The sequence below is a fragment of the Rhizobium sp. USDA 4016 genome (assembly GCF_056279705.1).
In genome coordinates, this window is the sequence record NZ_JBWCCY010000004.1 from 2,917,552 (window position 1) to 2,939,510 (window position 21,959).

Sequence of the window (21,959 nt, forward strand, 5' to 3'; positions counted from 1 at the left end):
TGCGTCCGCCTGGTCGCTTGCAATTCCCGCTGTGATCCTCCGACGATGGAGGAGATCAAAGTATGGGCTACCAGTTCGCGCACATGGAATCGTACTCGCGAAAAGCCGACCCGAATGGCAGGAGCACGGATTTCATTTTTAATGAGGCGTCCCGAAAACCGGGAGCCTCGGTCCATGTGCCAAATCCCGCGCCGCCGGTCGTGGTTTATGGGATCGGCGTTGATGACGTTCGCGACCTGCACGATTCCGCCGCCGCATCGGCCATGGTCGAGGTCAAAGGCGGCAAAGCGAGAAAAATCCGCGCCGATCAGAAGACACTTTACACTGTTATTGCCAGTCATCCTTATACGGTCAAAGAGGTGGAAAGCGATCCGACTGGTGTCAAAAAATCGGAAGTCGTGCATTGGGAACATTCAACAATTTTGTGGTTGAAAGCGCTATATGGCGACGATTTGCGATCCGTCGTAAGGCACGAAGACGAGTCGCATTGGCACATCCATGCGTACGTCGTTCCAGTTTCCGATGCCTCATTGAAAGCTCAGAAGTATCATCCGGGGGTCGTCGCCAAACGGGCGATTTTGAATGCCGGTCCCAATGACGGCGAAGATCAGAAAGCCCTCGGAAAGCGTGCTGACGCCGAATACAAGGCCGCGATGAGACGATGGCAAGATAGCTACCATGAGGCAGTCGCGGTTCCCTGCGGGCTCACGCGCCTTGGTCCTCAACGTCGCCGCCTTTCTCGCGACGAATGGCAGCGCGAACAGGCACAAGCCAAGGCCCTTCAAAAGACCATCCAGCGGGCACGGAAGATCAAGGCCGATAGTGAAGCCTTCGTCGACCGCACGATGGAAAAGGCTGCTGCGATGCAGGCCGAAGCCACCCGGAAAATCGAGGAAGCGAAGCAGGTCACTGCCGCCGCCATTGCTGCCCAGGATCGTGCCAGACAGGAGCAAGAGCAAGCGAGCGCCATGCTGTCCGATGCCAAGCGTTATAGCGGTTGGAGCGCTCGTCTCCGCGCCCTTTGGGACGGTTTCCGAAAATCAAAAATTGCCGCAAAAATCCGACATGAACTCTCCGGCGAAATCGAGCGAGCAAATGCCTTTGCGCGATCCGTGCAGGAGAAAATGAAGGAAGAGCAACAGCGTCGACACGAAGCAGAACGGAAAGCCAATGAAGCCACCCGTGATGCCGAAGCAGCGCGTAATGCGGCACTGCTGGCAGTTCTGGAACGGGATCGTGTACTATCTATGTTGCCGCCAGATCGGCGGCAGGAGTTTTCGACGGGCTCTTCCATGACATGGGAACTGCGACCTTCGGCAGGTAAACCAAATAGCTTGCAGGCCCGAAAACAGCTGTAGTGGACCACCTCCGTCAACGCAGATGGCCGCGTTCGCCATCGGTGGGAGCGAAGCCGCCCCATGGGGACGACTCTCTCCATGGCCGTTTTCTTAGCCGACTCGCCATGCATGAAGCTGCGGCACCCATCGGCTTCCGACCTTCCTCAGTGCGTCACACCTCCACATGCCATCCGCTGCTTTGATGGCACCCTCTACCATGGCTTGGCTGCTCAACGGCGTAGCGGCCAGCTCGATAATGGCCCCAGAAGACCCGGAATCCTCAGGATCAGGTTCAGCAGCCCTTTGAGCGAGAAACGGCTCGGGAGACGCCTCTTCCGCTTGAGAGTCGGCTGGCCAATATTTTTGCACAGTCGCCCAGGCGAAGTCTGTTAGAGCTGCGACCTGACCAATCGACGGCATCCTGCCATACTGCTCTTTATGGCAATCAATCGCAGTGAGAATTTGGACCTTTCGGCTCTCCGCACTGATACGGGGTTTAGTTTTAGACGTCATTGGACGTTCCTCTTTCTGATCGGTTTTGATGGAAGGGGTGTCAACTGCAACACCGGGTGCGGGCATTTCTGGTGCATTATCGTCCTTGGCCATCCAACTCGGATTTGAGAGATCAATGCCATGGCGACGGCACGCCGCCTTTATCGTTGACATCGGCATACCAAGCGTCGACTGGAGCCGTTCAAAGGTCATCCCTGTGATCATCGCCAGAACAAGCAGTCGAAGCGGAAGGTCGGGCGATTTTTCGCGGTCCGGGTCTGAATCAAACGCGACCTGCCTTTGTCTCAGATAGTCGCCGATTGCCTCCTGACGCTGAACAAATGCGGCGGAGGCGGGCAGCTGGCGGTAATGCGCGGCAAGGACAAACTTCGCTGTTTTAGCCATCGTTGCGCACCCCCGCAGCAGTACTGGGATGATAATAAATGGTATTATCGACTTTCCTTTTCATAAGTACGTCTTTCCCGTTATGATCGGTGATACTGCCGTATCTACGCGATCATTGGTTTCGTCTAAGGTTATGGAAATTTTGACCGCGCGTCTTGCGCTATAACCGCGAGCCTATACGGTCGACGACCTGCTATGAGGCCTCATGTACTATCAATCGCATCGTTTTTACTCCGAACTTAGATGCCACCTCCCAGAAATAAAGGTAATTTTCTGGGGTTCAAGAGATCGGTCATTTGACGATCCGAATTCGCCTACGAGCGTCGACCAGAAGGCGGAATGTGCGCTGGCTGTCGCGGATCGCGGCCTTCTCCGAGTAGGCAACCCCAGTCAGCGATCTATGCGGACGCCGATCCGCTTCGCCTCCGATGTCGATCAACCATACGTAACGGTCCCAAGCATCTCTTAAGATGCGCTCATAAGAGAGCATGGCGTTATCCATAGGATAGCACGACTGATCTTCAAGCCATTCAAATTTGATATTCATGTATGTTTCCATTGTCGTTTCGAGCAATGGCTATATACGACGTACTCATAAGTATAAAAATGCACTTATTTGAATGCAATTGTTGATTTTATTGCATATTTCCTTGTTTTCTGACAATATTTCATAGAAATATTGACCGAATTTCCTTGGTCGGTATTTTTTTACTATTTCCTTGGCGAAGCCGATGACGCAGGGCTTTGCGCTGACTTATCACTTAAATTGATGCGTTTTAATATGGTGTCACCAAAGGTGATTTTATTGTTGTATTTCCTTGAGCGCGGATGCAACCAGTGAGTGCTTCCAGATCACATCTTCATATTGCCTTCGTCCTCATCAGGCTTGATAACGTGCCGCTGTAGCCGCTCCTCCGCCTCTCGAACAGCCGCAGCCTGCCACCTTGCGGCCGCCCTTGGAAATTCAGCTATCGTGATTTCTGGTGTTTTTGCCCTGCACTTGCGCAGCTCTTTCCATCCTTCATCGGTGGCTGCGCACGCGTCGATCCAATTATATGCCGCTGGGTCGACAAGCAGTTTCAACGCGGAAATAGCATCGGGACGTAAGAAATCGTATTGGAGGTGGAAAAGCAACGTCCAGACATGCGGAGGCTCGTCGGCATAGCGCTGGGGCATTCCAGCTATTGGTTGCGGTTTTCGCGTCTGCTGGTACGGCTGATGTACCCGGCGAAGCTCGATGATGTCTTCGTACGTGAGCCCATCCATTACGTGTAAATGGTGCTCGCCGGTACGTGTCGAATAATCCCAGAAGATGTGCTCGTCGTGGTCAAACGCAGGACGTTGTCCCGTCTCGTCACGCGCCCTTCTCTTCCGCCTTGGCGTTGTGGGCGGCGACTTCGGGGCCGGGATGGAATCGAATGGTGTGAAAAACATCCGCATTGGTATGGATTCCAGCACCCAAAGCAGGAGCATGAGCAGCCATCGGCGGCGGCGCTCGCGCTCTGCGTTCATCTGGCGGCGGTGTAGGTCTTCGATCCATCGCCGAAAGCGCTCGTCGGCTCGGCGGCGTTTGCGGTCTTCTTCTTTTCTGATTTGCGCTGCGTTCGGCTTCATAGCGACCTCCGTGATCCAAATCCAAATGGTGGGAGGGATCGACGCAAGAAAGAAGCACAATCTAATCTCGCTGGACGTCGCGCATACCTGATTGAGCGATCAAAGCCCGCCATAATGGCGTCAGCGGAGGGGAAAATCCCCTTCATTGCAAATCCCGACTCATATTGAGAGGCTTGCCTGGATTTCAGAGCCCATCGCGTAAGCGCTGCTTCGGCTCCCGTCGGATCGACCTTGATCCGTAGGATCGTTTGCCTGGACAGCTCAGTTGCCTTCGCAATTGCTGATGCTCCGGCACCAGCACTCAACATGCCTCGGACCAGGTCAAACACAACGCGGCTATAGCTCGGCTTCTTGCCTCGATATTTCTCACCATCACGTCTTGCGGCCGCAATCCCGGCCTTCTGTGCTTCTTTCGTGACCTCAGCTTGCGCCTGCGCCATGGCGGCCATAAACGATATTAAACTATCACGCACTGCCCGCTGCATTGGGTCTGTAGTTGCCCCGTCGAACGTCATGTTGTTGATGACTGTTCTCACAAGGACACCGCGATGTAGGAAATCTTGGATAGTGCCGGTCGCGTCTCCATAGTTCCGCCCGAGCCGATCAATCCAGCGGACCACGAGCGTGTCACCGGCACGCAGCTTATCAAAAAGCCGCTTTCCCTGTGGGCGTTCGGCGAGGCTGGTGCCGACACCAGAAACGCCGTTATCGGCGATAACTTCGTCAATCTCGAACCCGGCCGCCTGGGCCTGAATCAATTAATGATCAAGATTTTGCTCTGTCGTAGAAACGCGAGCATAGAGAATAGTGGACATGGAGCCTCCGACCGTCCGTTTGGATCATGTCCGGATAATCGAATGTCCGAATGCAAGGAACAACCCTTTCGGCCGCCACTATTGGCAACGATGTAGATGTCCGCTGAAGCATACTCCAACGGACCAAATCGCGCGTCTCCCGGTATCGTATTTGGTAACTATTGACGCGCTACCTAAGGGCTATATCAACGAAGACGCAGGTGAACTTCATGGACAATGCCGTCGCCGTCCAGCATGAAAAGTCCAGTGCTCCACAAGACGATACCGTCGAGCAATGTATGATCGAAATATTTGCGATACAGAACCGCCTACGCTGTCTGAAGGAAAAGATGGATTGGAATGGCTTGGGCAACCTACTGGGCGCTTATGGAGAGTATCTAGCACTTAAGGACTATGATCTGGTTGGTGCTTCTACCGGTAACAAGGATCATGATGCGACTGATCCGTTCGGCCGGTCAGTTCAGATAAAAGCGTGTATGCACACGGAACGCGTCGGCTTTCGCGGCAAAGCGGAGACCCTTCTGGTCCTAAAGATCGAACCCGACGGGACATATCAGGAAATCTACAACGGCAAGCTGCCACCAAAGTGGCGCACGAAAAGATCAAAGCGGGACAATAAGCGAACCGTTTCCTTCACTGCTCTAAAGCAATGTAGTCCAGGTAAACCTATCCCCCGAAAGAATGCAGCCACCGTTCTGTCCCCTGCAACTGGTGAACGACTACGGATCATTTCGAGCAGCATTCTGGACCATCTCGACAAGTCGTGAGCGCAGTCATTGATGCCGTTGAAGACAGAAAACCGCAGAAATCGGTCTGTAGAAAATGGGCCGCCTAAATGGCCTTTATTTCTTTCTCCAGCATTCGGAATCTGTCCCTGACATCCTCACCAGAATAAAAGTCAAGAAGGTCCTCTTTTGTGAATGAACCATCCTTTAGGAACTTAGCCATGTACCTTTGATTGAATTCCATCGACAACATGCTTTTATCTAGTTGCATGAGAATCTTTTTACAGTTGTCGATATTTGACATAACTAGCCCCTTAATACTCAAAGCGTCATTTATGTCCTTGATGATCCTGTTCATAATTATGGACATGATCTCTCTATCAAACTCGATATTCTTAGAATTTGCCGCGATATCCCGCGCCAGCATATAGGCGATAGTAAGGTTTTTATAATCTCCCTTAAGCGAGTCAATTATTGCTACAAACCCGACAGCTGGAATATATCTGACATCCTGAACAGAATTCAGTACGCTGCCATCCACAAGGGATGCATCAAAAACAATTATGCTGACCTTTGCATCTCGATTCGCCTGAGCCTCAATCAATTGACTCCATGCCGTATCGGTTTTCTTGATGAATACGTCCTTTGACTGGATATCTCCGAGGCGAACGCCTTTATCAAATTTGCATTCTATCGCTATTCTGACCCCATCGCTGCCATCTACATAAGATACGATATCGCCAGTCTTGTTTTTATGCAGATTGCCCGCAGCGTTGCCGGTGAGTACGACCTTGTCAGGCAATCGCTGCTCCGCAAGGAACGCCGCCAAATATTCAGCAATCTCCTCTTCCGCAAGATTGCCCTTGACCGCCGACTTGTAGAATAACTCCTTCTTCATTTCGAAAATTACCTTAAGACTCTCAAGCTCTGTTCCCAGTTCATTTGATGTCTTCGACAAAAATGCGGAAATTCTATCTTCCATGAGGGCGAGAACGCCAATGTACAAAGCTCGATAGAACTTGTCATCGCGCTCAGAGGCAGCCATCCCGTCAAAGAAATTGAAAAGTATCTGATTGTCAGCTTCAAATCCGCTTATTTGAAGTCTTTTCGTCTGCTGATTTAATGTAACAATCGCCATCTTTTAAACTTTGCTGTACCGGTAGGCACCCTTGATGTGGACAGCCAGGTATTGCCCTTTAGAGGCGGCATTTTCGAATTCTTGGCTTACGTGGAGAGGAACGTCGTAATATTGATAGACGCCGCCGTTGTTGAACGTAATCTCCAAGGTCGAAAAGGCGTCATCGTATTTAATTTCCTTAATGTTGGACGATTCAAACTGCGAATAGGTATGCCAAGCCATCTATTGCTCATCCTCTGCTGTTTGTCGGGATAGACGAGGATTCTGTTGCCTCCAGACGAGGGCAAACTCCTCATAATTTGGGTTCTGTTCCATAGGAATGTTCCAGCCTCCTGGTATCATCGATAAGTCCGGAGCTAGATCATCACAAACAATTGGGTCTTGGCTGTCGGGGCGTTGATCTTTGGGCGGAGCCTGGATCAGCGTACGCATCGGTAGGCCCACAGCTTCACCCAATATGATGGCCTCGCCGGTTCTCAATATTGGAAGCATGTTTGTCAATCCCTCCAGGTTGTCGGTCAACGCCCCGGTGATATGGGATCGATCCGTGGCATTGCTGAGCCTCAAAGCGAAGAACGTACCGCACTGGGAGAGAATGGTTGGGTTTATCTCAGATGGCCGCTGACTAACAATCATTGCGCCAATTCCGTATTTTCTGCCCTCCTTCACGATTCGCTGGACGATTGACGAAGCTGCGCCGTGAAAATCGTTGTTCAAATATGTATGGGCCTCTTCCATCACAATTAGTAGCGGCCGCTCCCTCCCGCCTTGCGATAGGTTCCGCGCCCAGAAAAGCGCGTCGTAGAGGACTCGAAGCAGAATGCCGATGATGTCGTTCATCAACGTGGTTGGTACCCCGGAAAGATCAAGGACCGTCACGGGCCTACCGCTACCCAGCCAACCTTGCATTAACTCAGCAAGATCGCCCTCAACCTCACCATCTTCCTTTGGTCGCCACCGTCCGGGCCTGAGCACAAAATCAAATCGAGAAATTCGGAGCTTCGCGCCTAAGCTGTCGAGTTGTGCTCGAATGTTTAGGACATCGGGCAACCAGTTGATCTTTTCGGGATCATCCTTGACAGATTTTGGCTTTCGGAACTTGGGAGGAATGCCCTTATCCGGGTCTCCAACTATGTTTTCACCGCCTGCATTTTTCTCGTATGCCCAATTGGCGGGGGTAGGAAGTTTTCCGTTATCCGAAAAATATGTGCCAAACTCTAGGCAATAGAGTTCGTACCAGAGACGATTCAAAGAAAATGGGATCGGGCTATCCACGCTGAGGTTGTCAAGGCTGATGCCGGTCTGCGGGTATTTTTGAAGTGTCTCGGCTTTGAGCTGGATTACTTTCTCCAGTATCACATTCTTGGCTTTTCCGTCGGCTGGTAGATTGCCGAACGTGATGCCTATTAGCTCTTCAAAACTCATCGCCCAGAATGGGATTTGCAGTGGGCGCTCGTTGGCATTTCGAGGGTCAGGATTGACTCTGTATATGTTTGCACGATCACCCAGGGCCTTTGCGTATTCCCCGTGAATATCGAGAACCACTATTCGAGCGGATGGGAAACGTGTGGTTTCCGACAAAGCGTGCAAAAGCCCTGCCACCGTGGTGGACTTTCCTGATCCAGTCGTGCCGACAATCGCCGAATGTCGAGTAACGAGCTTGTTGATGTCCACTAATGCGTCAATAGATTCGCTTCCAGCAATATGGCCCACCTTTACGAGGTGATGCTGCTCCGCTTTTCTACCATAGATGCTGGCGAGATCATCCTCGGATACGAGGTGGACCTCATCTTCTATGGTGGGGTACTGAGAGATGCCGCGTTGAAACCTTCCCCCCTTGTACCCCTCTCCGATCAACTGAACTTTTATCCATCGGTATCCATTCGGCATTTCAACGGACATGTTTTCAGGAACCGCACTTGCACCAACCTGAGAAACAATTCCGAAAAGCTCAATGTACCCGACAGGGATTTTAACGAAACTTCCTACTTGGCCAATTCGATATCCCTGCCCGTTCACGAAGCTTAGGCCAGAGAACTGATTCCCTTGAAGGGTAACACTCACAGACGTTCCACTGACGTCTTGCACCGTTCCCAGCAGAGTGGCTTGACTTGCTAGTTTATCCATTGCTGTCATCACCTGTGGCGGTGAGATTGCGAAGCAAGTTCCCAAACTGCATGAAGTCGCCGAGCTTCAACTCACAAGTTTCCCCCTCTTCATGCGGGACGATGATCCCCTCTGGTAACGAGAAAGGTACATCCGAGCACTTCCATCCGCCTGAGATGCGCCCAATAATGGCGCTGTCGAAAGCAAGTACGCTTAAGTTCGGCGTACCAAGACCACATGTTCTGGCTTGCCTGTATTTATCGTCGCCCAATTGGCCGAATAAGAGCGCGAACACATGCGCAGTGGGGTTGGACGCCAATGTCCGGCAAATCACATCATTAATATGCTCGTCGCCAAATGAGTAGCCAGACATGAACAATATAGATGAAGGCCTGAGCAAGAATTCCTTGAGCCTGTCCAGCATTGCTAGATAAGGCATCTTTCGGCTCTGATCGTATTTTAAGTGCGATGGATAGATTAGATGCTTCTGCCCCTCACTAGATTGGTCAGACCTAACAACATTATTCGCCTTGTCTATTTTCCAATTAAGTGAGCCATGGATTTTCCAAAGACGCGACCACCTCGGCGGAAGATCACCTTCGTTTTCGACAGCTCCCAAATCGAAGAAAGCTCTCCGCGTGCCGATAAAGCCGTCAAAATACGGCGCTGATGACTCTTCAAGCGCCTGCTCAAGTAGCAAATCGTAATTGGTTGTGAAAATATGGACGGGCTGCTCTCGCTTGATAGAGCGCGACCAAATGGCGAGATTGTGGTATGGGGTCTTTAGATCAGGCAGCTCCTTATCTACGACCTCGGAGATTATTGAGCAAATTTCTTCATCAAGGTCTGACAATTCGCCGGAACTGAGGTTCCTAACTGAACTTTTTCCGGCGACGCTTGCCAGCAATCTGATCTGGGTGAGTATATGTTCAATATTCTCGTGGTTTCCTCCATCCTCCTGGACAAGATTGATAACCTTATCCCAAGCTGTCTGCTTTTCAGAATTCGGGCTTTTTAGCCTCGTTGCAATAATCCCTGTGAGACCAACAACGTCCGGGATCAATGCATCTGAAATAGATTTGCCGTTCTCTTCACGGTGATTTACTCGAACCGAGAGAGGGCATCCAGCGCCAATAAAAAAGCCAACATGCTTCCTGTTTTGGGAGAGAGCTTGCTGAATATAGCTTATTTGCCTGACAACGTCGTGAGTAGTCATCCGATGCCTTTGGGTTGCTGAAGAATCACATTGCTGAATCGAAGAATTTTCTAGCACGCACGCTATTGTGGATGAATGTTAATCACTCAACTCCGAATAACGATTTCAAGTTTTCCAACGCTGATTGTGGCCGCTCCTGCACGGAGCTGGGATGGATGCCGCACCCGTGCGGATGCCACACGCGGATCATGGTTCAAATGTCGCCAGAGGGAGAAGGAGGACCGACCTTATGTGGATCGGAGTGGCCAATGTGGCCATGCGTCAACTGCTTGGCGGTAGGCATCACCGCACGTCGCTGATGTCGGCGGACGTTTCGTTAGGTATTTCATTAGGTGGAAAGCTTCGGGAAGTGAGGTAAGTTTCATTTTTTCTATGAAAAATCAGAATCTTACGGCTGGTCGGAGTGGAGTGATTCGAACACTCGACCCCCACGTCCCGAACGTGGTGCGCTACCAGACTGCGCTACACTCCGTGACCAGCGGCGCCTCTATAGACCGGCCCATCTTATTGCGCAAGCACCAAATTTCAAAACCCGGCGCATTTTTGACAGAGGGGTGACAAGGCCCGGCGCAGCCTAAAACTGCAACAAAAAGCCACACTCGCGGCAAATTTCGCCATCGCGAAGACAGGGCAATTTTCTTTTGCCGGGTTCCGCGCTAAAGCGCTCCACGGGACAAGCGGAAACCGTTGGCAGACAGCGATTCCCGCCGTCGAATGCGCGACAAATTCAGGGACGATTAGATGAAACTCCGCACCACTGCCGCGGTCGGGCTTGCCATTGCGCTTGCCGGCTGCACGACCATTCCTTCTGCAGGCGATCCGATTTCCGCACGCTGGACCGGCCAATCGGCCGGCAAGTTCTTCGCCGCCTACGGCCCGCCGATCGCAGATACCGAAAACGGCTCGGCCACCGTTTATACTTGGAAGGGCGGCTACAAGAGGATCCGCGTCCCGGCGAAATATGCCGAAGGCGAAAACGGCAAGCGCGGCAAGCAGATCGCTGCCGCCCGCACGCTCTATCTCCGCTGCCAGGCCGAAGTCACCGCCGATTCCAGCTACACCATCCGCTCCATCCGCACAGTCGGCGACATCCCGGGCGAAAACAGCAAGTCCTATTGTGCGGAGTTTCTGGCGCCGGAAACGGCTCAGTAGCCGAGTTTCGCGGCCAGTATCAGTGCGGAAAAGGCAGCCTGCAGGCTGCCTTCTCTTTCATTGGCTATTTCGACGACGAGACATGCAGACTGGAACAACGTCCAAACTGTGGTGCTCTCCGATTTTGAGACAAAAGCATGGTAACAGTTCTCCGTTAGGAGAACTAATGAGGACGGACGATCCTGGGCGGCGGTTTAGTCGCGAGGTTAAGCTGGCAGCGGTTCAGCGAATGGCTGCAGGCGCCAATGTCAGCAAGCTTGCTCGCGAGTTGGGGATTTCGCGCAAGGGCCTTTATCAGTGGCAAAAGCTCTTGCAACAGCGGCAAGAGACACCAGACGCAATTCACGGCCGGGAGAACTGTTACCGATTGCTGTTCGGGCCGAAAGTGTTACCTATGTCTCAGGAGTAAACCGTAACCTATGTGTCCGGTATGGACCAGAACAGTCTTGGCTGGGGCGCCAGGAACAAAATCCAAGTTTATTTAAGGCCATGATATCCAAAAACTAATTGTTTTTATTGACCTATTTTTCCCGGACTGTTACGGAATGGTGTTACGGAGCACTGTTACGGATACCTCAAAAATGGCCCGCCTGACATACCTTGAAAGACGCAACGGCACCTATTACGCCCGCATCGATATTCCGACCGATCTTGTGAAGCACCTCGGCAGCGAGGTGCGCAAAAAGTCTCTCCGCACGAAGGAAGAGAATGAGGCTAAGACGCGCCTGTGGCCGATCATTGAGGCATGGCGCACCGAATTTGAGGATATTCGATCCCGCCGTGAAATCACCGCCGACGATAAGGCGACGGCAGTATGGCAGCACTACGAAGCGACCCTTGAGCGCGACGAACGAAAGCGTCGGGGCATGCCGACGCCCGCCGATATCGACGCGGAAGAGCAGCAGCTCTTACGCCGCATCGACAAGGGCGAAATTAATTCTGATAACTTCATTGGCATGGTCAACGCCTATACAGACTATGAGCTTATGCTTCGGGCGCGCACCGATGATGCAAACCTTCGCGCCCGTCGCCTGACCGCCCTCAAGGCCGCACTGACTTCTGGCGATATCAAGTTTATTGAGCCTGCAGTGAAGAGTTTCATCGCCCGTCACCGTCTGCTTGTAGAACTCGGCTCCGACGTATACCGCGAACTTTGCAGCCTCATGACGCGGGCGGAAATCGAAGGGTTGCAACGCGGCCTTGAGCGCGACAGGGGCGATTATTCAGGCACCCCGACCGATCCCATTGTAAAGCCCGCGACCGGCAAGGCCCGCGAAACCGCAGCGCCGGGCGAAAGCATCATGGAAGTGTTCGCAACCTACGAACAAGAGAACCCGAACAGCATCACCGCCGACACTCTTGCACAGGCCCGCCGCGACATCGGAACGTTCGTTGATTATGTCGGCAGCACTTGCCCGGTTCACAGGATCGATAAGAAGGCCGTCCGCGAGTGGAAGGCCCTCTTGATGAAGTATCCGGTGAAGGCGACTGAAACGAAGGTGTTTGCCGGAATGAAGATTGTGCAGATCGTCAAGCACAATGAGGAAGTCGGCAAGCCGGTCCTCACCCCGCGCACCGTCAACCGCTACCTTTCCAGCCTCGGTGCGTTCTGCAACTGGCTTGTGGCGCATGGCTATATTGACGTGAACCCGACCGATGGCATGTCCTTGGCAAAGGACAAAAAGAAGAAGGTCTTCCCCTTCACTACCGACCAGATGAACACCCTGTTCAAATCGCCGTTGTTCACCGGATGCCAGAGCGCCGACGAGTGGCGGAACATTGCCAAGCCCGGCAACGTCCTTATCCGCGATCATCGTTTTTGGGTTCCGTTGATCATGCTCTATTCTGGCGCGCGTCCGGGCGAGATTGCCCAGCTTGCGGTTTCTGACGTTCGGCGGGAACACGGCCATTGGATCATGCACATCACGACCGAAGGCGACGGCGACAAGAGTGTGAAGACTGACGGCTCTATGCGCGTCGTGCCGGTTCATAAGGAACTCGTGAAGCTCGGCTTCCTCGACTATCATGCAGGCATGAAACAGGCCGGGCAAACGCGCCTGTTCCCGCTGGCAGAGCGCAATTCACGCGGCCAGATGATCGCCGATTTCAGCCGCGAGTTTGGGCGCTATCTCACCCGGCTCGGCATGAAAACCGGGCGCGGCCTGTCCCTCTACAGCTTCCGGCATGGTGCGACCGATGCCCTTCGCCGGGCCGAATATCTGGACGAACATTTCGGCTTCATCCTCGGTCATACGTCCGGCACCATGACCGGGCGCTATGGCATTCTTCCGCAAGGAATGCTGGAACAGCGCGTGGAACTTGTGAACGCCATTGCCTATCCCGGCGTAGAACTTGGACACTTGCACCCTCAATAGAGGAAGGGCGCAAGGTCGATAATGGACCTGACAATTTCGAGTAGCAGGTGAATCACGTCCAAAATTTCGATGATGCGACGCATTCGATTCTCCATAAGTGATCGTGCGTCATCCCAGATATACGAAGAAGGTTGTTTCTCCCACGCAAGAAACCGCAAAGGTCCGGCCTCACAACCCATTCAGATAAATGATGATTCATTAAAAATTATCACAAAAATCGATTGGTAAGTGTTTACTTACAGAATCGTGTGTGAGATTCTGTCCTCAAGTTAATTGAGGACGAAGGCATGAATTTTACCGGCATTGTTTCAAGTGCGAAGAAGGCGCTCGGCTTTCCGGTAGAACAGAAAGCGTATTCTCTCATTGATCCGGCGATCAATGAAATCTTCGGCGTCATTCCTACTACGTCCGGCGTGTCCGTTACTGGATATTCCGCGATGCGCGTTCCGGCAGTTCTTCATGCCGTCCGGTTGATCTCAGAAACTATCGGTTCACTTCCTTGCAAGCTCTATCGGGAAACCGATGACAGTAAGGACGCGGCCAAGGATCACACGGGCTACAAGATCACCCATAGCCGCGCGAACGACTGGACCAGCGCCGGGCAGCTACGCATTGACCTCACGATTGACGCCCTGCTTCATGGCGCGGGCTATGCGCAGGTTGTCCGCGCTTCGGACGACCGCCCCCTTGAGCTTCACCGGCTCGACGCTTCAAAGGTGCAGCGCCGTTGCGATGACCTGACCGGCGAACCCTTCTATCTCGTTTCCACCGAACGCGGACAGGTGCAGCTTTCCTATCGCGATGTTCTTTATATCCCGGCCTTTGCTGGCGTCTCGCCGGTTAAGCTTGGCCGTGAGGCTATCGGGGTTGCCGCTGTTCTTGAGCGCCACGCCTCGCAGTTCTTCGGTTCCGGTGCTCGCCCTAGCGGCATCATTACCAATGAAAAGCTCCAGGGTGGCGAAGCTGGAACCGCAGCCATCGCCAATATTCTGAAGTCATGGCGCAAGTGGAAGTCCAACGCCAACGGCGACCCGCTCATTCTGGACGCAGGCTGGAACTTCGAACAGCCGACGATGACCAGCAGCCGATGCGCAGTTCATCGAAAACCGCCTTGAACAGATCAACGAAATTGCCCGCATCTTCGGCGTTCCCCCGCACATGCTCTATCAGCTTGAACGCGCGACGTGGAGCAACGCGGAACAGATGGCCGCGAGCTTCCTTCAGCTTTGCCTTCGCCCTTGGCTCGACAAGTGGCAGGACGCCTATGCGACCGTGCTTCTCACCGACGAAGAACGCGACACCCTCTATTTCGAATTCGTCATTGATGACCTTCAGCGCGCCGACGCGGCAGGCCGGGCCGAAATCTTCGGCAAGCTTGTCGCCATGCGCGCCATGACTCCGAACGAAGTCCGCGCCGCAATGAACCTGCCCGCACTGCCGGGCGGCGACGAACTCGCAAATCCCTACACGACCACTACCACGACCGGCAGGGCAGAACGCCCGCAGTCGAAGGAAGCAGCCTAATGCAGCACACCGCCTATTTTGGTGACGGCGAAAAGACCTTCGCCCTCACGACCGAAATGATTCATGAGCTTGAGCGGAAGACCGGCGTCGGTATCGCCGCGCTCTATGCCCGCTTCATGCGGCAAAATTTCCATTTCGCCGACATGATCGAAATTATCCGCACCGGCCTTATCGGTGGCGGGACTTCCCCGGCTGAAGCTCAAACGCTTGTCGATACCTACGCCAAGCCCCGCCCGGTTATGGAAGTGTTTCCGCTCGCATTTGACATTCTTGACGCCCGTTGGAGCGGCAAGCCGGAACAGGTTGTGGACTATAGCGAATTCGATGCGGCTCACTCTGAAGTTGCCGCCCACGCCTTAGCCGCAGCTTCCGGCGATCTCGCCGCAGCGATCAACGAAACGCTGAAGGATGCAGGCCTTTGACCGAAACGGAAACCCTCGAAATCAAGGCTGAAGTCTCGATTGACGACACCGGCACCGTGACCGGCATCGCGTGGCCCTTCGGCAAGCCCGACAGCTACGGCGACCTTATCGAACCGACCGCGTTCAAGTTTGCGCCTGAAGTCCCGATGATCGTTGAACACGAACAGCGGCAGGTTGTCGGCATCTGGAATTCTCACACCGTCACCGACAAGGGCCTTGAGGTAAGGGGCCGCTTGTTTGTGGAAGGCATCGGCCCCGCCCGCGAGGCACGCCGTCGCCTTGTCGCCGGTAGCATGTCCGGCCTGTCCATCGGCTACCAGCTTCATGAACACAAGGCCCGCCCCGAAGGCGGGCGTGTCCTGACCGATCTCACCATTACCGAAATTTCCCTTTGCCGTCGCCCGGTCCACCCGGACGCCCGCACCCTTGAAGTGAAATCCATCATCGAAGGAAACAGCATGGAAAACGAACATAAGGCCGTCGCGATTGCGTCCGGCGAAACTGTCATCAAGTCCGACCCGGTTGCATCCCCGGAAGAACTGAAGGCCATCAAGGCCCGCGTCGATAAGTTGGAAGCCAAGGCTCACCGCCCGCTTGCCGCGAACAACAACCATCCGGCAGGCGAAAACGACAACAGCGAGAAGAAGGCGTTTGTCTCCTATCTTCGCCGCGGCGTCGAACGCATCAGCCCGGATGAAGTCAAGGCGCTCACCGTCTCGACGGACGCAAACGGCGGATACCTGGCCCCGGAAGAATTCGGCAGCGAGCTTATCAAGCTCTTGAACGAATATTCGCCGATCCGCAGCTATGCGCGCGTCGTCAACATTTCCAGCCCGGAAATCAAGTATCCGCGCCGCGTGTCCGGCACTGCCGCAACGTGGGTGGATGAAACCGAAGACCGCACCGAAAGCGGCATGACCTTCGAACAGGTCACGCTGACGCCGATTGAACTGGCGACCTACACCGACGTTTCCAATCAGCTTCTCGAAGACAACGCCTACGGTCTCGAAGGCGAGCTTCTGGCCGACTACGCCGAAAGCTTCGGAAAGACCGAAGGTCTCGCGTTCGTGAAGGGCACCGGCATTAAGCAGCCGAAGGGCATCATGACCGCGACCGGCATCGCTGAAATCAAGACCGGCGTTGCTGACAACTTCAGCGGCGCGAACCCGGCGAACGTGATCATCGAAATGTATCATAAGATCGCCACGACCCATGCGCAGAACGGCGTTTGGCTCATGAACCGCAACACGCTCGGCACGATCCGGCAGTGGCAGGACGGCAACGGCCGTTATCTTGTCCTTGATCCGATTTCGGGCGCAGGAGCTTCCACGCTTCTCGGTCGCCCGATTGTCGAAATGCCCGATATGGATGATATCGACGCTGGCAAGTTCCCGATCCTTTTCGGCGACATGTCCGGCTACAGGATTGTTGACCGCATCGGCCTTTCGACGCTCCGCGATCCCTACACCCTCGCCGGTAAGGGGCAGGTTCGTTTCCACGCCCGCAAGCGTGTCGGCGCGGACGTGACGCATCCCGACCGCTTCATCAAGCTGAAGGTCGCGGCCTAATCCATGACCTATCAGCGGCCCGCATATGAGCAGGTAACGATTGCGCACGGTGGAAAGACCGTGATGCTTCGCCCTTCCCTGCGGGCCGCAGTCATCCTTGAAGCACGCTTCGGCTTCGCGGCGCTGTTCCGGGCGCTTGACGAAGGCAGCTTCACCGTCATTTCAGAAGTCATCCTCGCGGCTTCGTCCCCCGCGCAGGATGCAGCGGCTTTCTTGGCCTTCTTAGCTGGAAAGCCGCTTTCCACTTTCTTCATGGCCGTGGGTCAGCCGCTCGCCGAACTCGTGCTCATGTTGCAACCCGCGCCCGATCCGCAGGCGAAGCCCGTCACCAACCCCGGCAAGCCCGTCGCATGGCCTGACTTCTATGCGGACCTCTATGAGAAGGCGACCGGCTGGCTCGGCTGGACGCCCGAAACCGCATGGAACGCCACGCCGACCGAAATCGACCGCGCTTATTCCGGCCATATCGCCAAGTTGAAGGCTATTCACGGCAGCAGTGAAGACGACAAGCAGCCGACCGAAAAGGCCGACCCCGAACAGGCAGCGCGCAATGTCGCCGCTGGCCTCGATCCCGAATTTGACCGTGCCGGACTTCGCGCCCTTAAGGCGAAGATTGCAGGTGCGGCATGAGCAAGCCCGCCCGCATCTGTTCCTGTGGCCTTGTTGTGCCGCATGGCGTCCTTTGTGAATGCCAGCGCACCGCGACCCGCGAACGCAATGCCCGCCATGATGCGCGCCGCCCTTCGGCCCGTGCCCGTGGCTATAACCACGAATGGCGTAAGGCGCGCCTCGAATACCTCGGCATACACCCGCACTGCCGGGAGTGCAGCACCCACGGCGTTACCAGTCTCGCAACTGTCGTGGATCACATCGTCCCGCACCGTGGCGACAAGCGCCTGTTTTGGCACCGGGCGAACTGGCAGCCTTTGTGCAAGCCCTGCCATGACAGGGTGAAGCAGCGCCAGGAGCGCAGTCTATGACGCCCGCCGAACGCGCCCGCCTTATCGACAAGCAGGAGTTTGCAGCCGAATGCATAGCCATCCGGCAGCGTGCTTTCGCCTATATCGAACGGCGTCGGCAGGACACCCGCAACGAAATCGCCAATTGGCTCGGCAGGGAACCGCCTAAGATGACGTTCAGGCCCCGCCTTCCGAAGGCCAAGCCTGCACCCAAGCCTAAGCCCGCTGTTCCCTCCGTTCCGTTGCCGAAGCCTGTTGCGGAAGCGAAGCGCGTCACTGTGGACGGACTCAGCCTGACGCGGCGTGACTGGGCTTATCACCTCGGCATTACCTATAACGCGCTGAACACGCGCATTAGCCGCCTCGGCAGTCTTGAGGCAGCAGTGCGGCATCAGTCCACGCGTCGTTCGGGCATTACCGTTGCAGGCATGACGATGAGCATCACCGAATGGGCCGACTACATCGGCATGTCGCGCTCCACGCTCTATCACCGCATCAAGTCTGAACCCGCCGAAACCGTGATCGCCAACTTACTCGCCGACCCTCCGGGGGTGGTCTTGAACTTTGGCGACGTGGAGGGGACCGGCGGGGGGAGCACTTCACAAGAGAGCACCAATATAACTTTTTCAGGGAATAACGCATGAGCGCAGTAAGCCTCGACCTCGCCAAGGCACACATGAAGATCGACGGAAGCGCCGAAGATGAGCTTGTTTCGCTCTATATCGACGGCGCGGAAACGTGGATCTCGAATTACATCGGCAAGCCGCTCAGCGACCTGGACCCGCTTCCGGCAGACGTAAAGATTGCGATTTTGCGCCTCGTTTCCTTCTATTTCGAGTGCAGGAACATCGCGACTTTCGGCGTTTCGGCCCAGCTTGCGCCGCTCGGCGTCACTTCGATCCTCGATTCCTACCGCGAAGAGTGGTTCGGCGATGGCGAATAAGAGCAATAACGGGCTTGCCGAAACGATGGCAGCTTTCGACCGGATCACCCGCGCGCCGCGTGAGGCCGTGCTTCCGGCCTTGCTGAAGTCCGGCGATGAGCTTGCGGCAGCACAGAAGGCGCTCGCCGAAACGTCCCGCGATACCGGCGCGCTCATTGACAGCATCCATGTCACTATGCCGGGACATTCGACGCCCGCATATTCGCAGCCGGGCGGAAGTCGCGTTGCCGGTGAAACGGAAGTCATCGTGACCGCTGGAAACAGTGACGTGCGTTACGCGCATCTTGTCGAATACGGCACTGCCAATGCCGAAGCCCAGCCCTTCTTTTGGCCCGCCCTTCGCCTTCTCCGCAAGCGCCTTCAGAACCGCATCAACCGCGCCGCAAAGAAGGCCGTCAAAGACGCATGGAATGAGCAATGATTGAACCGACCTTAGCCCTTCAGACCGCAATTCGCGCCCGCCTTGTCGGCAACCCGGAAGTGACCGACCTTGTTCCGGCTGACCATATCCGGGCAGGCAGCACGCGGCCCGACAAGACGCCATGCATCATGATGAGCGACGGCAATACCAGCTTGCACGGGCACGACTACAGTAGCCAGCGCACCGCATGGGTCTATTTGGATATCCATGTTTGGACGCTTGATGCCGGGCAGGATGCGGCGAAGGAAATCGCAGGCGTCGTAACTGCAGCCCTCGACAAGCGGAATGTCGCTATCGAAGGCGGCTATTGCGATCATTTCCGCGTGACCGCATCCCGGTTCCCGCGCGATCCTGACCCCGCTTATGGTCATGGCGTCCTGTCCGTCGAAGCCCTCATTCGATGGATTGTCTAATGCTCAATATCGGGAACATGGATCGCCGCATCACTATTGAGCGCGAGACGGAAACCGTGAAGCCCTCAGGCAGCGTCGTAAAGGCGTGGGCACCCGTCGCGACCGTATGGGCGGAAGTCCTTCAGCAGACAGCGAGCGAATTCTTCACCGGCTACGGCGAGGCCGAAACCGGGACCGTGATTTTCCGTGTCCGTTATCGCCCTGGCATCACGACCGCCGACCGCGTGACCTATGACGGCGTTGCCTACGGCATCAAGGAAATCAAGGAACTCGGCAGGCACGATGCGCTGGAACTTCGCGGTGAGGCCCTGAAGTGACCCACCTTCGCGGCGTGAAGCCGACCATCGAACGCGATAGCAACGCACTGGCGAAGGCACCGGCACCGCCGAAGCAGCTTTCCGCCTATGCGCGCGCCGAATGGAAGCGGATCATGCCCGGCCTCATTGAACGCGGCATCATCACGCGCGGCGATCTCGGCGGCGTCGAAGACTATTGCCGCGCCCGTGGCCTTGTCCGCGAGATTGAAGACACCCTTCGCAGTTCCGGCGAAATCGACATGAAGCTTTGCCGCCTTCAGGACAAGGCAATGCAGACGGCCCGGCAGCTTGCCGCCGAATATGGCTTGTCGCCTGTCTCCCGCGCTCGTGTCGGCAGCGCGTCAGCCGATGACGATAGCGACAATCCTCTGATGGTGCAGTGATGGCGAGCACCTATCCCGATTGGATCTTTGACGGCAGCGATATTCCCGACCCGTTCGGCTATGGCGAGCGCGCCGTGAAATTTCTCCGGTTGCTGAAGCACCCGAACAGCACCGCGCCGAAGTCCGCTTTCCAGCTTCACGACTGGCAGGAACGGATCGTCCGGCGCATCTATGGACCCCGGCACCCGGACGGCAGGCGCATTGTCGAAACTGTCTTTTGGATGATCCCGCGCGGCAACCGCAAGACCAGCCTTGCGGCAGCGCTCGCCCTGCTTCACACCATCGGCCCGGAACGTGTTCCGGCTGGACAGGTAATCTTTGCAGCGTCCGACCGTGAGCAGGCCGGTCTTGGCTTCAAGGAGGCTGCGAACATCGTCCGCATGGACAAGCGTCTTGTCGCCGCGACCCGCATCTATGACGCGCACAACAGTGCGAAGAAGATCGTCCTCAAGTCCGAAGGTGTCGAACTTCAGGCCATTTCCAGCGACGGCGCGGCCCAGCACGGCAAGACGCCCGCGTTCGTGCTTGTCGATGAAATCCATGTGTGGAAGGGCCGCGACCTTTGGGAAGCCCTGAAGTCCGGCATGGTGAAGACCAGCGGCACGCTTATGGTGATCGCGACGACTGCGGGGCGCGGTTCTGAAAACCTCGGCTTCACCGAATATGATTATGCCCGGCGTGTCGCGCTCGGCGAAATCAACAACCCGGCATATCTGCCAATCATTTTTGAAGCAGCACCCGGCGACGATTGGCGGGACGAAGCGGTTTGGCATCGCGTCAATCCCGGACTTGCGCATGGCTTTCCGAACTTGAACGCCCTGCGCACCGCGGCAAAGGAAGCCGCCGACCGCCCCGCGGAGCGTTTCGCGTTCCAGCAGTTCAACCTCAATATCTGGCAGGCTGCTTCCCGTGACCCGCTGTTCGATATGAGTGTCTATGACAGCGGCCTTGATCCGCATTTTGATCTCGCCAACCTTGCGGGGCTGCCGTGCTTCCTTGGCGTCGATATGTCCGTCAACGGTGACCTCACCGCAGTCGTCGGCGCTTGGCGTCACGATGATGGCCGGATCACCGTTCACCCGTGGTTCTTTGTGCCGGGCGATGACCTGAAGGGCCGTTCGCAGCGTGACGGCGTGCCCTATGAGCAGTGGCGCGACGCGGGCTTGATCAACGTGGTTGACGGGCCGGTGATCGAGCCGGAAGCGGTCGAAAACCATATTCGCGAGATTTGCGCCGACAATGACAACGTGCGCGAAATCGCCTTCGATCCGCACCTTGCGCGGATGACGATGCAGCGGCTTCACGACGACGGCTTGCCCGCAATCGAGATGCGACAGGGACCCCTTACGATGGGACCGGCCATCGGGCACCTTGAGCGCACCGTGAACGGGCGCATGATCCGGCACAACGGGCATCCGGTTCTTCGCCATCACTTCGATAGCGTCGTCGCCAGCCGAAACGACACCGGCCTTGTGCGGATGCACAAGGGCAAGAAGACCGACCGCATTGACGGCGCGGTTGCCGCCGCAATGGCCGTATCGCGCGCCGTGGCGAACGATAACCAGCGCTCACTTCATGAACTCGACCCCGACGAAATCGAACGGCTTATGGCCGAAGCAGCATAGGAACATTAG

25 protein-coding genes, 1 tRNA gene and 1 pseudogene are annotated in these 21,959 nt (G+C 55.5%); 18 read left to right on the forward strand and 9 right to left on the reverse strand.

Annotated elements, in window-relative coordinates:
- The first annotated feature begins 62 nt into the window (after window positions 1-62).
- Window positions 63-1,358, forward strand: coding sequence for a plasmid recombination protein (locus tag ACZ9DP_RS30095; RefSeq protein ID WP_476204462.1), 1,296 nt, complete (start codon window positions 63-65; stop codon window positions 1,356-1,358).
- Window positions 1,359-1,448: 90 nt separating this feature from the next.
- On the opposite strand, the gene ACZ9DP_RS30100 is transcribed toward ACZ9DP_RS30095, so the two are convergent.
- From ACZ9DP_RS30100 to ACZ9DP_RS30115, 4 genes and pseudogenes are all read right to left on the reverse strand, one after another.
- Complete coding sequence (locus tag ACZ9DP_RS30100; RefSeq protein WP_476204464.1) at window positions 1,449-2,234, reverse strand: hypothetical protein; 786 nt, start codon at window positions 2,232-2,234, stop codon at window positions 1,449-1,451.
- A 292-nt stretch (window positions 2,235-2,526) separates the two neighbouring features.
- Complete coding sequence (locus ACZ9DP_RS30105) at window positions 2,527-2,793, reverse strand: hypothetical protein (protein WP_476204466.1); 267 nt, start codon at window positions 2,791-2,793, stop codon at window positions 2,527-2,529.
- Between the two features lie 293 nt (window positions 2,794-3,086).
- On the reverse strand, window positions 3,087-3,848 hold the full coding sequence (locus ACZ9DP_RS30110; RefSeq protein ID WP_476204468.1) for a hypothetical protein: 762 nt from the start codon (window positions 3,846-3,848) through the stop codon (window positions 3,087-3,089).
- Between the two features lie 191 nt (window positions 3,849-4,039).
- Window positions 4,040-4,606, reverse strand: a pseudogene (locus tag ACZ9DP_RS30115) (recombinase family protein); the annotation flags it as partial.
- Window positions 4,607-4,872: 266 nt separating this feature from the next.
- On the opposite strand from ACZ9DP_RS30115, the gene ACZ9DP_RS30120 reads away from it, so the two are divergent.
- Window positions 4,873-5,430: a DUF6998 domain-containing protein gene (locus ACZ9DP_RS30120; protein WP_476204469.1), complete on the forward strand. Its 558-nt coding sequence runs from the start codon at window positions 4,873-4,875 to the stop codon at window positions 5,428-5,430.
- A 64-nt stretch (window positions 5,431-5,494) separates the two neighbouring features.
- Here the strand turns inward: ACZ9DP_RS30120 and ACZ9DP_RS30125 are convergent, their stop codons facing one another.
- The 5 genes from ACZ9DP_RS30125 to ACZ9DP_RS30145 all read right to left on the reverse strand — a co-directional run bounded on the left by ACZ9DP_RS30125 (window position 5,495) and on the right by ACZ9DP_RS30145 (window position 10,320).
- On the reverse strand, window positions 5,495-6,526 hold the full coding sequence (locus ACZ9DP_RS30125; protein ID WP_476204470.1) for a hypothetical protein: 1,032 nt from the start codon (window positions 6,524-6,526) through the stop codon (window positions 5,495-5,497).
- A gap of 3 nt (window positions 6,527-6,529) precedes the next feature.
- The gene (locus ACZ9DP_RS30130) at window positions 6,530-6,748 is read right to left on the reverse strand and encodes a KTSC domain-containing protein (protein WP_476204471.1); all 219 of its coding nucleotides are present in this window, start codon (window positions 6,746-6,748) and stop codon (window positions 6,530-6,532) included.
- Window positions 6,749-8,653, reverse strand: coding sequence for an ATP-binding protein (locus tag ACZ9DP_RS30135; RefSeq protein WP_476204472.1), 1,905 nt, complete (start codon window positions 8,651-8,653; stop codon window positions 6,749-6,751).
- Window positions 8,646-9,848, reverse strand: a complete 1,203-nt coding sequence (locus ACZ9DP_RS30140; RefSeq protein WP_476204473.1) for an SIR2 family NAD-dependent protein deacylase — start codon at window positions 9,846-9,848, stop codon at window positions 8,646-8,648. The genes ACZ9DP_RS30135 and ACZ9DP_RS30140 overlap by 8 nt, the downstream gene beginning before the upstream one ends.
- Before the next feature lie 395 nt (window positions 9,849-10,243).
- Window positions 10,244-10,320 (reverse strand) — tRNA-Pro (locus tag ACZ9DP_RS30145).
- A 269-nt stretch (window positions 10,321-10,589) separates the two neighbouring features.
- Here ACZ9DP_RS30145 and ACZ9DP_RS30150 point away from each other — a divergent pair.
- The 16 genes from ACZ9DP_RS30150 (at window position 10,590) to ACZ9DP_RS30225 (ending at window position 21,950) form a co-directional block, all read left to right on the forward strand.
- Window positions 10,590-11,000, forward strand: coding sequence for a hypothetical protein (locus tag ACZ9DP_RS30150; RefSeq protein ID WP_074066941.1), 411 nt, complete (start codon window positions 10,590-10,592; stop codon window positions 10,998-11,000).
- Window positions 11,001-11,166: 166 nt separating this feature from the next.
- Window positions 11,167-11,409, forward strand: coding sequence for a transposase (locus ACZ9DP_RS30155; RefSeq protein WP_476204474.1), 243 nt, complete (start codon window positions 11,167-11,169; stop codon window positions 11,407-11,409).
- A gap of 172 nt (window positions 11,410-11,581) precedes the next feature.
- Window positions 11,582-13,375 (forward strand): DUF6538 domain-containing protein, encoded by a 1,794-nt coding sequence (locus ACZ9DP_RS30160; protein WP_476204475.1) that lies wholly within the window; start codon window positions 11,582-11,584, stop codon window positions 13,373-13,375.
- A gap of 287 nt (window positions 13,376-13,662) precedes the next feature.
- Window positions 13,663-14,490 carry a phage portal protein gene (locus tag ACZ9DP_RS30165; protein WP_476204476.1) on the forward strand — a complete coding sequence of 276 codons (828 nt, stop codon included), beginning with the start codon at window positions 13,663-13,665 and terminating at the stop codon, window positions 14,488-14,490.
- Between the two features lie 22 nt (window positions 14,491-14,512).
- Complete coding sequence (locus ACZ9DP_RS30170; RefSeq protein WP_476205504.1) at window positions 14,513-14,899, forward strand: phage portal protein; 387 nt, start codon at window positions 14,513-14,515, stop codon at window positions 14,897-14,899.
- Window positions 14,899-15,321: a gene transfer agent family protein gene (locus ACZ9DP_RS30175; protein WP_476204477.1), complete on the forward strand. Its 423-nt coding sequence runs from the start codon at window positions 14,899-14,901 to the stop codon at window positions 15,319-15,321. Before ACZ9DP_RS30170 ends, ACZ9DP_RS30175 begins: the two co-directional genes overlap by 1 nt.
- On the forward strand, window positions 15,318-16,889 hold the full coding sequence (locus tag ACZ9DP_RS30180) for a phage major capsid protein (RefSeq protein ID WP_476204479.1): 1,572 nt from the start codon (window positions 15,318-15,320) through the stop codon (window positions 16,887-16,889). Before ACZ9DP_RS30175 ends, ACZ9DP_RS30180 begins: the two co-directional genes overlap by 4 nt.
- 63 nt (window positions 16,890-16,952) lie before the next feature.
- Window positions 16,953-17,519, forward strand: a complete 567-nt coding sequence (locus tag ACZ9DP_RS30185; RefSeq protein ID WP_476204480.1) for a hypothetical protein — start codon at window positions 16,953-16,955, stop codon at window positions 17,517-17,519.
- On the forward strand, window positions 17,516-17,869 hold the full coding sequence (locus ACZ9DP_RS30190) for an HNH endonuclease (RefSeq protein ID WP_476204482.1): 354 nt from the start codon (window positions 17,516-17,518) through the stop codon (window positions 17,867-17,869). The genes ACZ9DP_RS30185 and ACZ9DP_RS30190 overlap by 4 nt, the downstream gene beginning before the upstream one ends.
- Window positions 17,866-18,492, forward strand: a complete 627-nt coding sequence (locus ACZ9DP_RS30195; RefSeq protein WP_476204483.1) for a hypothetical protein — start codon at window positions 17,866-17,868, stop codon at window positions 18,490-18,492. The genes ACZ9DP_RS30190 and ACZ9DP_RS30195 overlap by 4 nt, the downstream gene beginning before the upstream one ends.
- Window positions 18,489-18,791 carry a head-tail connector protein gene (locus ACZ9DP_RS30200; RefSeq protein WP_476204484.1) on the forward strand — a complete coding sequence of 101 codons (303 nt, stop codon included), beginning with the start codon at window positions 18,489-18,491 and terminating at the stop codon, window positions 18,789-18,791. Before ACZ9DP_RS30195 ends, ACZ9DP_RS30200 begins: the two co-directional genes overlap by 4 nt.
- The gene (locus tag ACZ9DP_RS30205) at window positions 18,781-19,212 is read left to right on the forward strand and encodes an HK97-gp10 family putative phage morphogenesis protein (protein WP_476204485.1); all 432 of its coding nucleotides are present in this window, start codon (window positions 18,781-18,783) and stop codon (window positions 19,210-19,212) included. The genes ACZ9DP_RS30200 and ACZ9DP_RS30205 overlap by 11 nt, the downstream gene beginning before the upstream one ends.
- Complete coding sequence (locus ACZ9DP_RS30210; RefSeq protein WP_476204486.1) at window positions 19,209-19,625, forward strand: DUF3168 domain-containing protein; 417 nt, start codon at window positions 19,209-19,211, stop codon at window positions 19,623-19,625. The genes ACZ9DP_RS30205 and ACZ9DP_RS30210 overlap by 4 nt, the downstream gene beginning before the upstream one ends.
- The gene (locus tag ACZ9DP_RS30215; RefSeq protein ID WP_476204488.1) at window positions 19,625-19,942 is read left to right on the forward strand and encodes a phage head closure protein; all 318 of its coding nucleotides are present in this window, start codon (window positions 19,625-19,627) and stop codon (window positions 19,940-19,942) included. Before ACZ9DP_RS30210 ends, ACZ9DP_RS30215 begins: the two co-directional genes overlap by 1 nt.
- Complete coding sequence (locus tag ACZ9DP_RS30220) at window positions 19,939-20,325, forward strand: phage terminase small subunit P27 family (protein ID WP_476204490.1); 387 nt, start codon at window positions 19,939-19,941, stop codon at window positions 20,323-20,325. The genes ACZ9DP_RS30215 and ACZ9DP_RS30220 overlap by 4 nt, the downstream gene beginning before the upstream one ends.
- Window positions 20,325-21,950, forward strand: coding sequence for a terminase large subunit (locus tag ACZ9DP_RS30225; RefSeq protein ID WP_476204492.1), 1,626 nt, complete (start codon window positions 20,325-20,327; stop codon window positions 21,948-21,950). The genes ACZ9DP_RS30220 and ACZ9DP_RS30225 overlap by 1 nt, the downstream gene beginning before the upstream one ends.
- The last annotated feature ends 9 nt before the right edge of the window (window positions 21,951-21,959 follow it).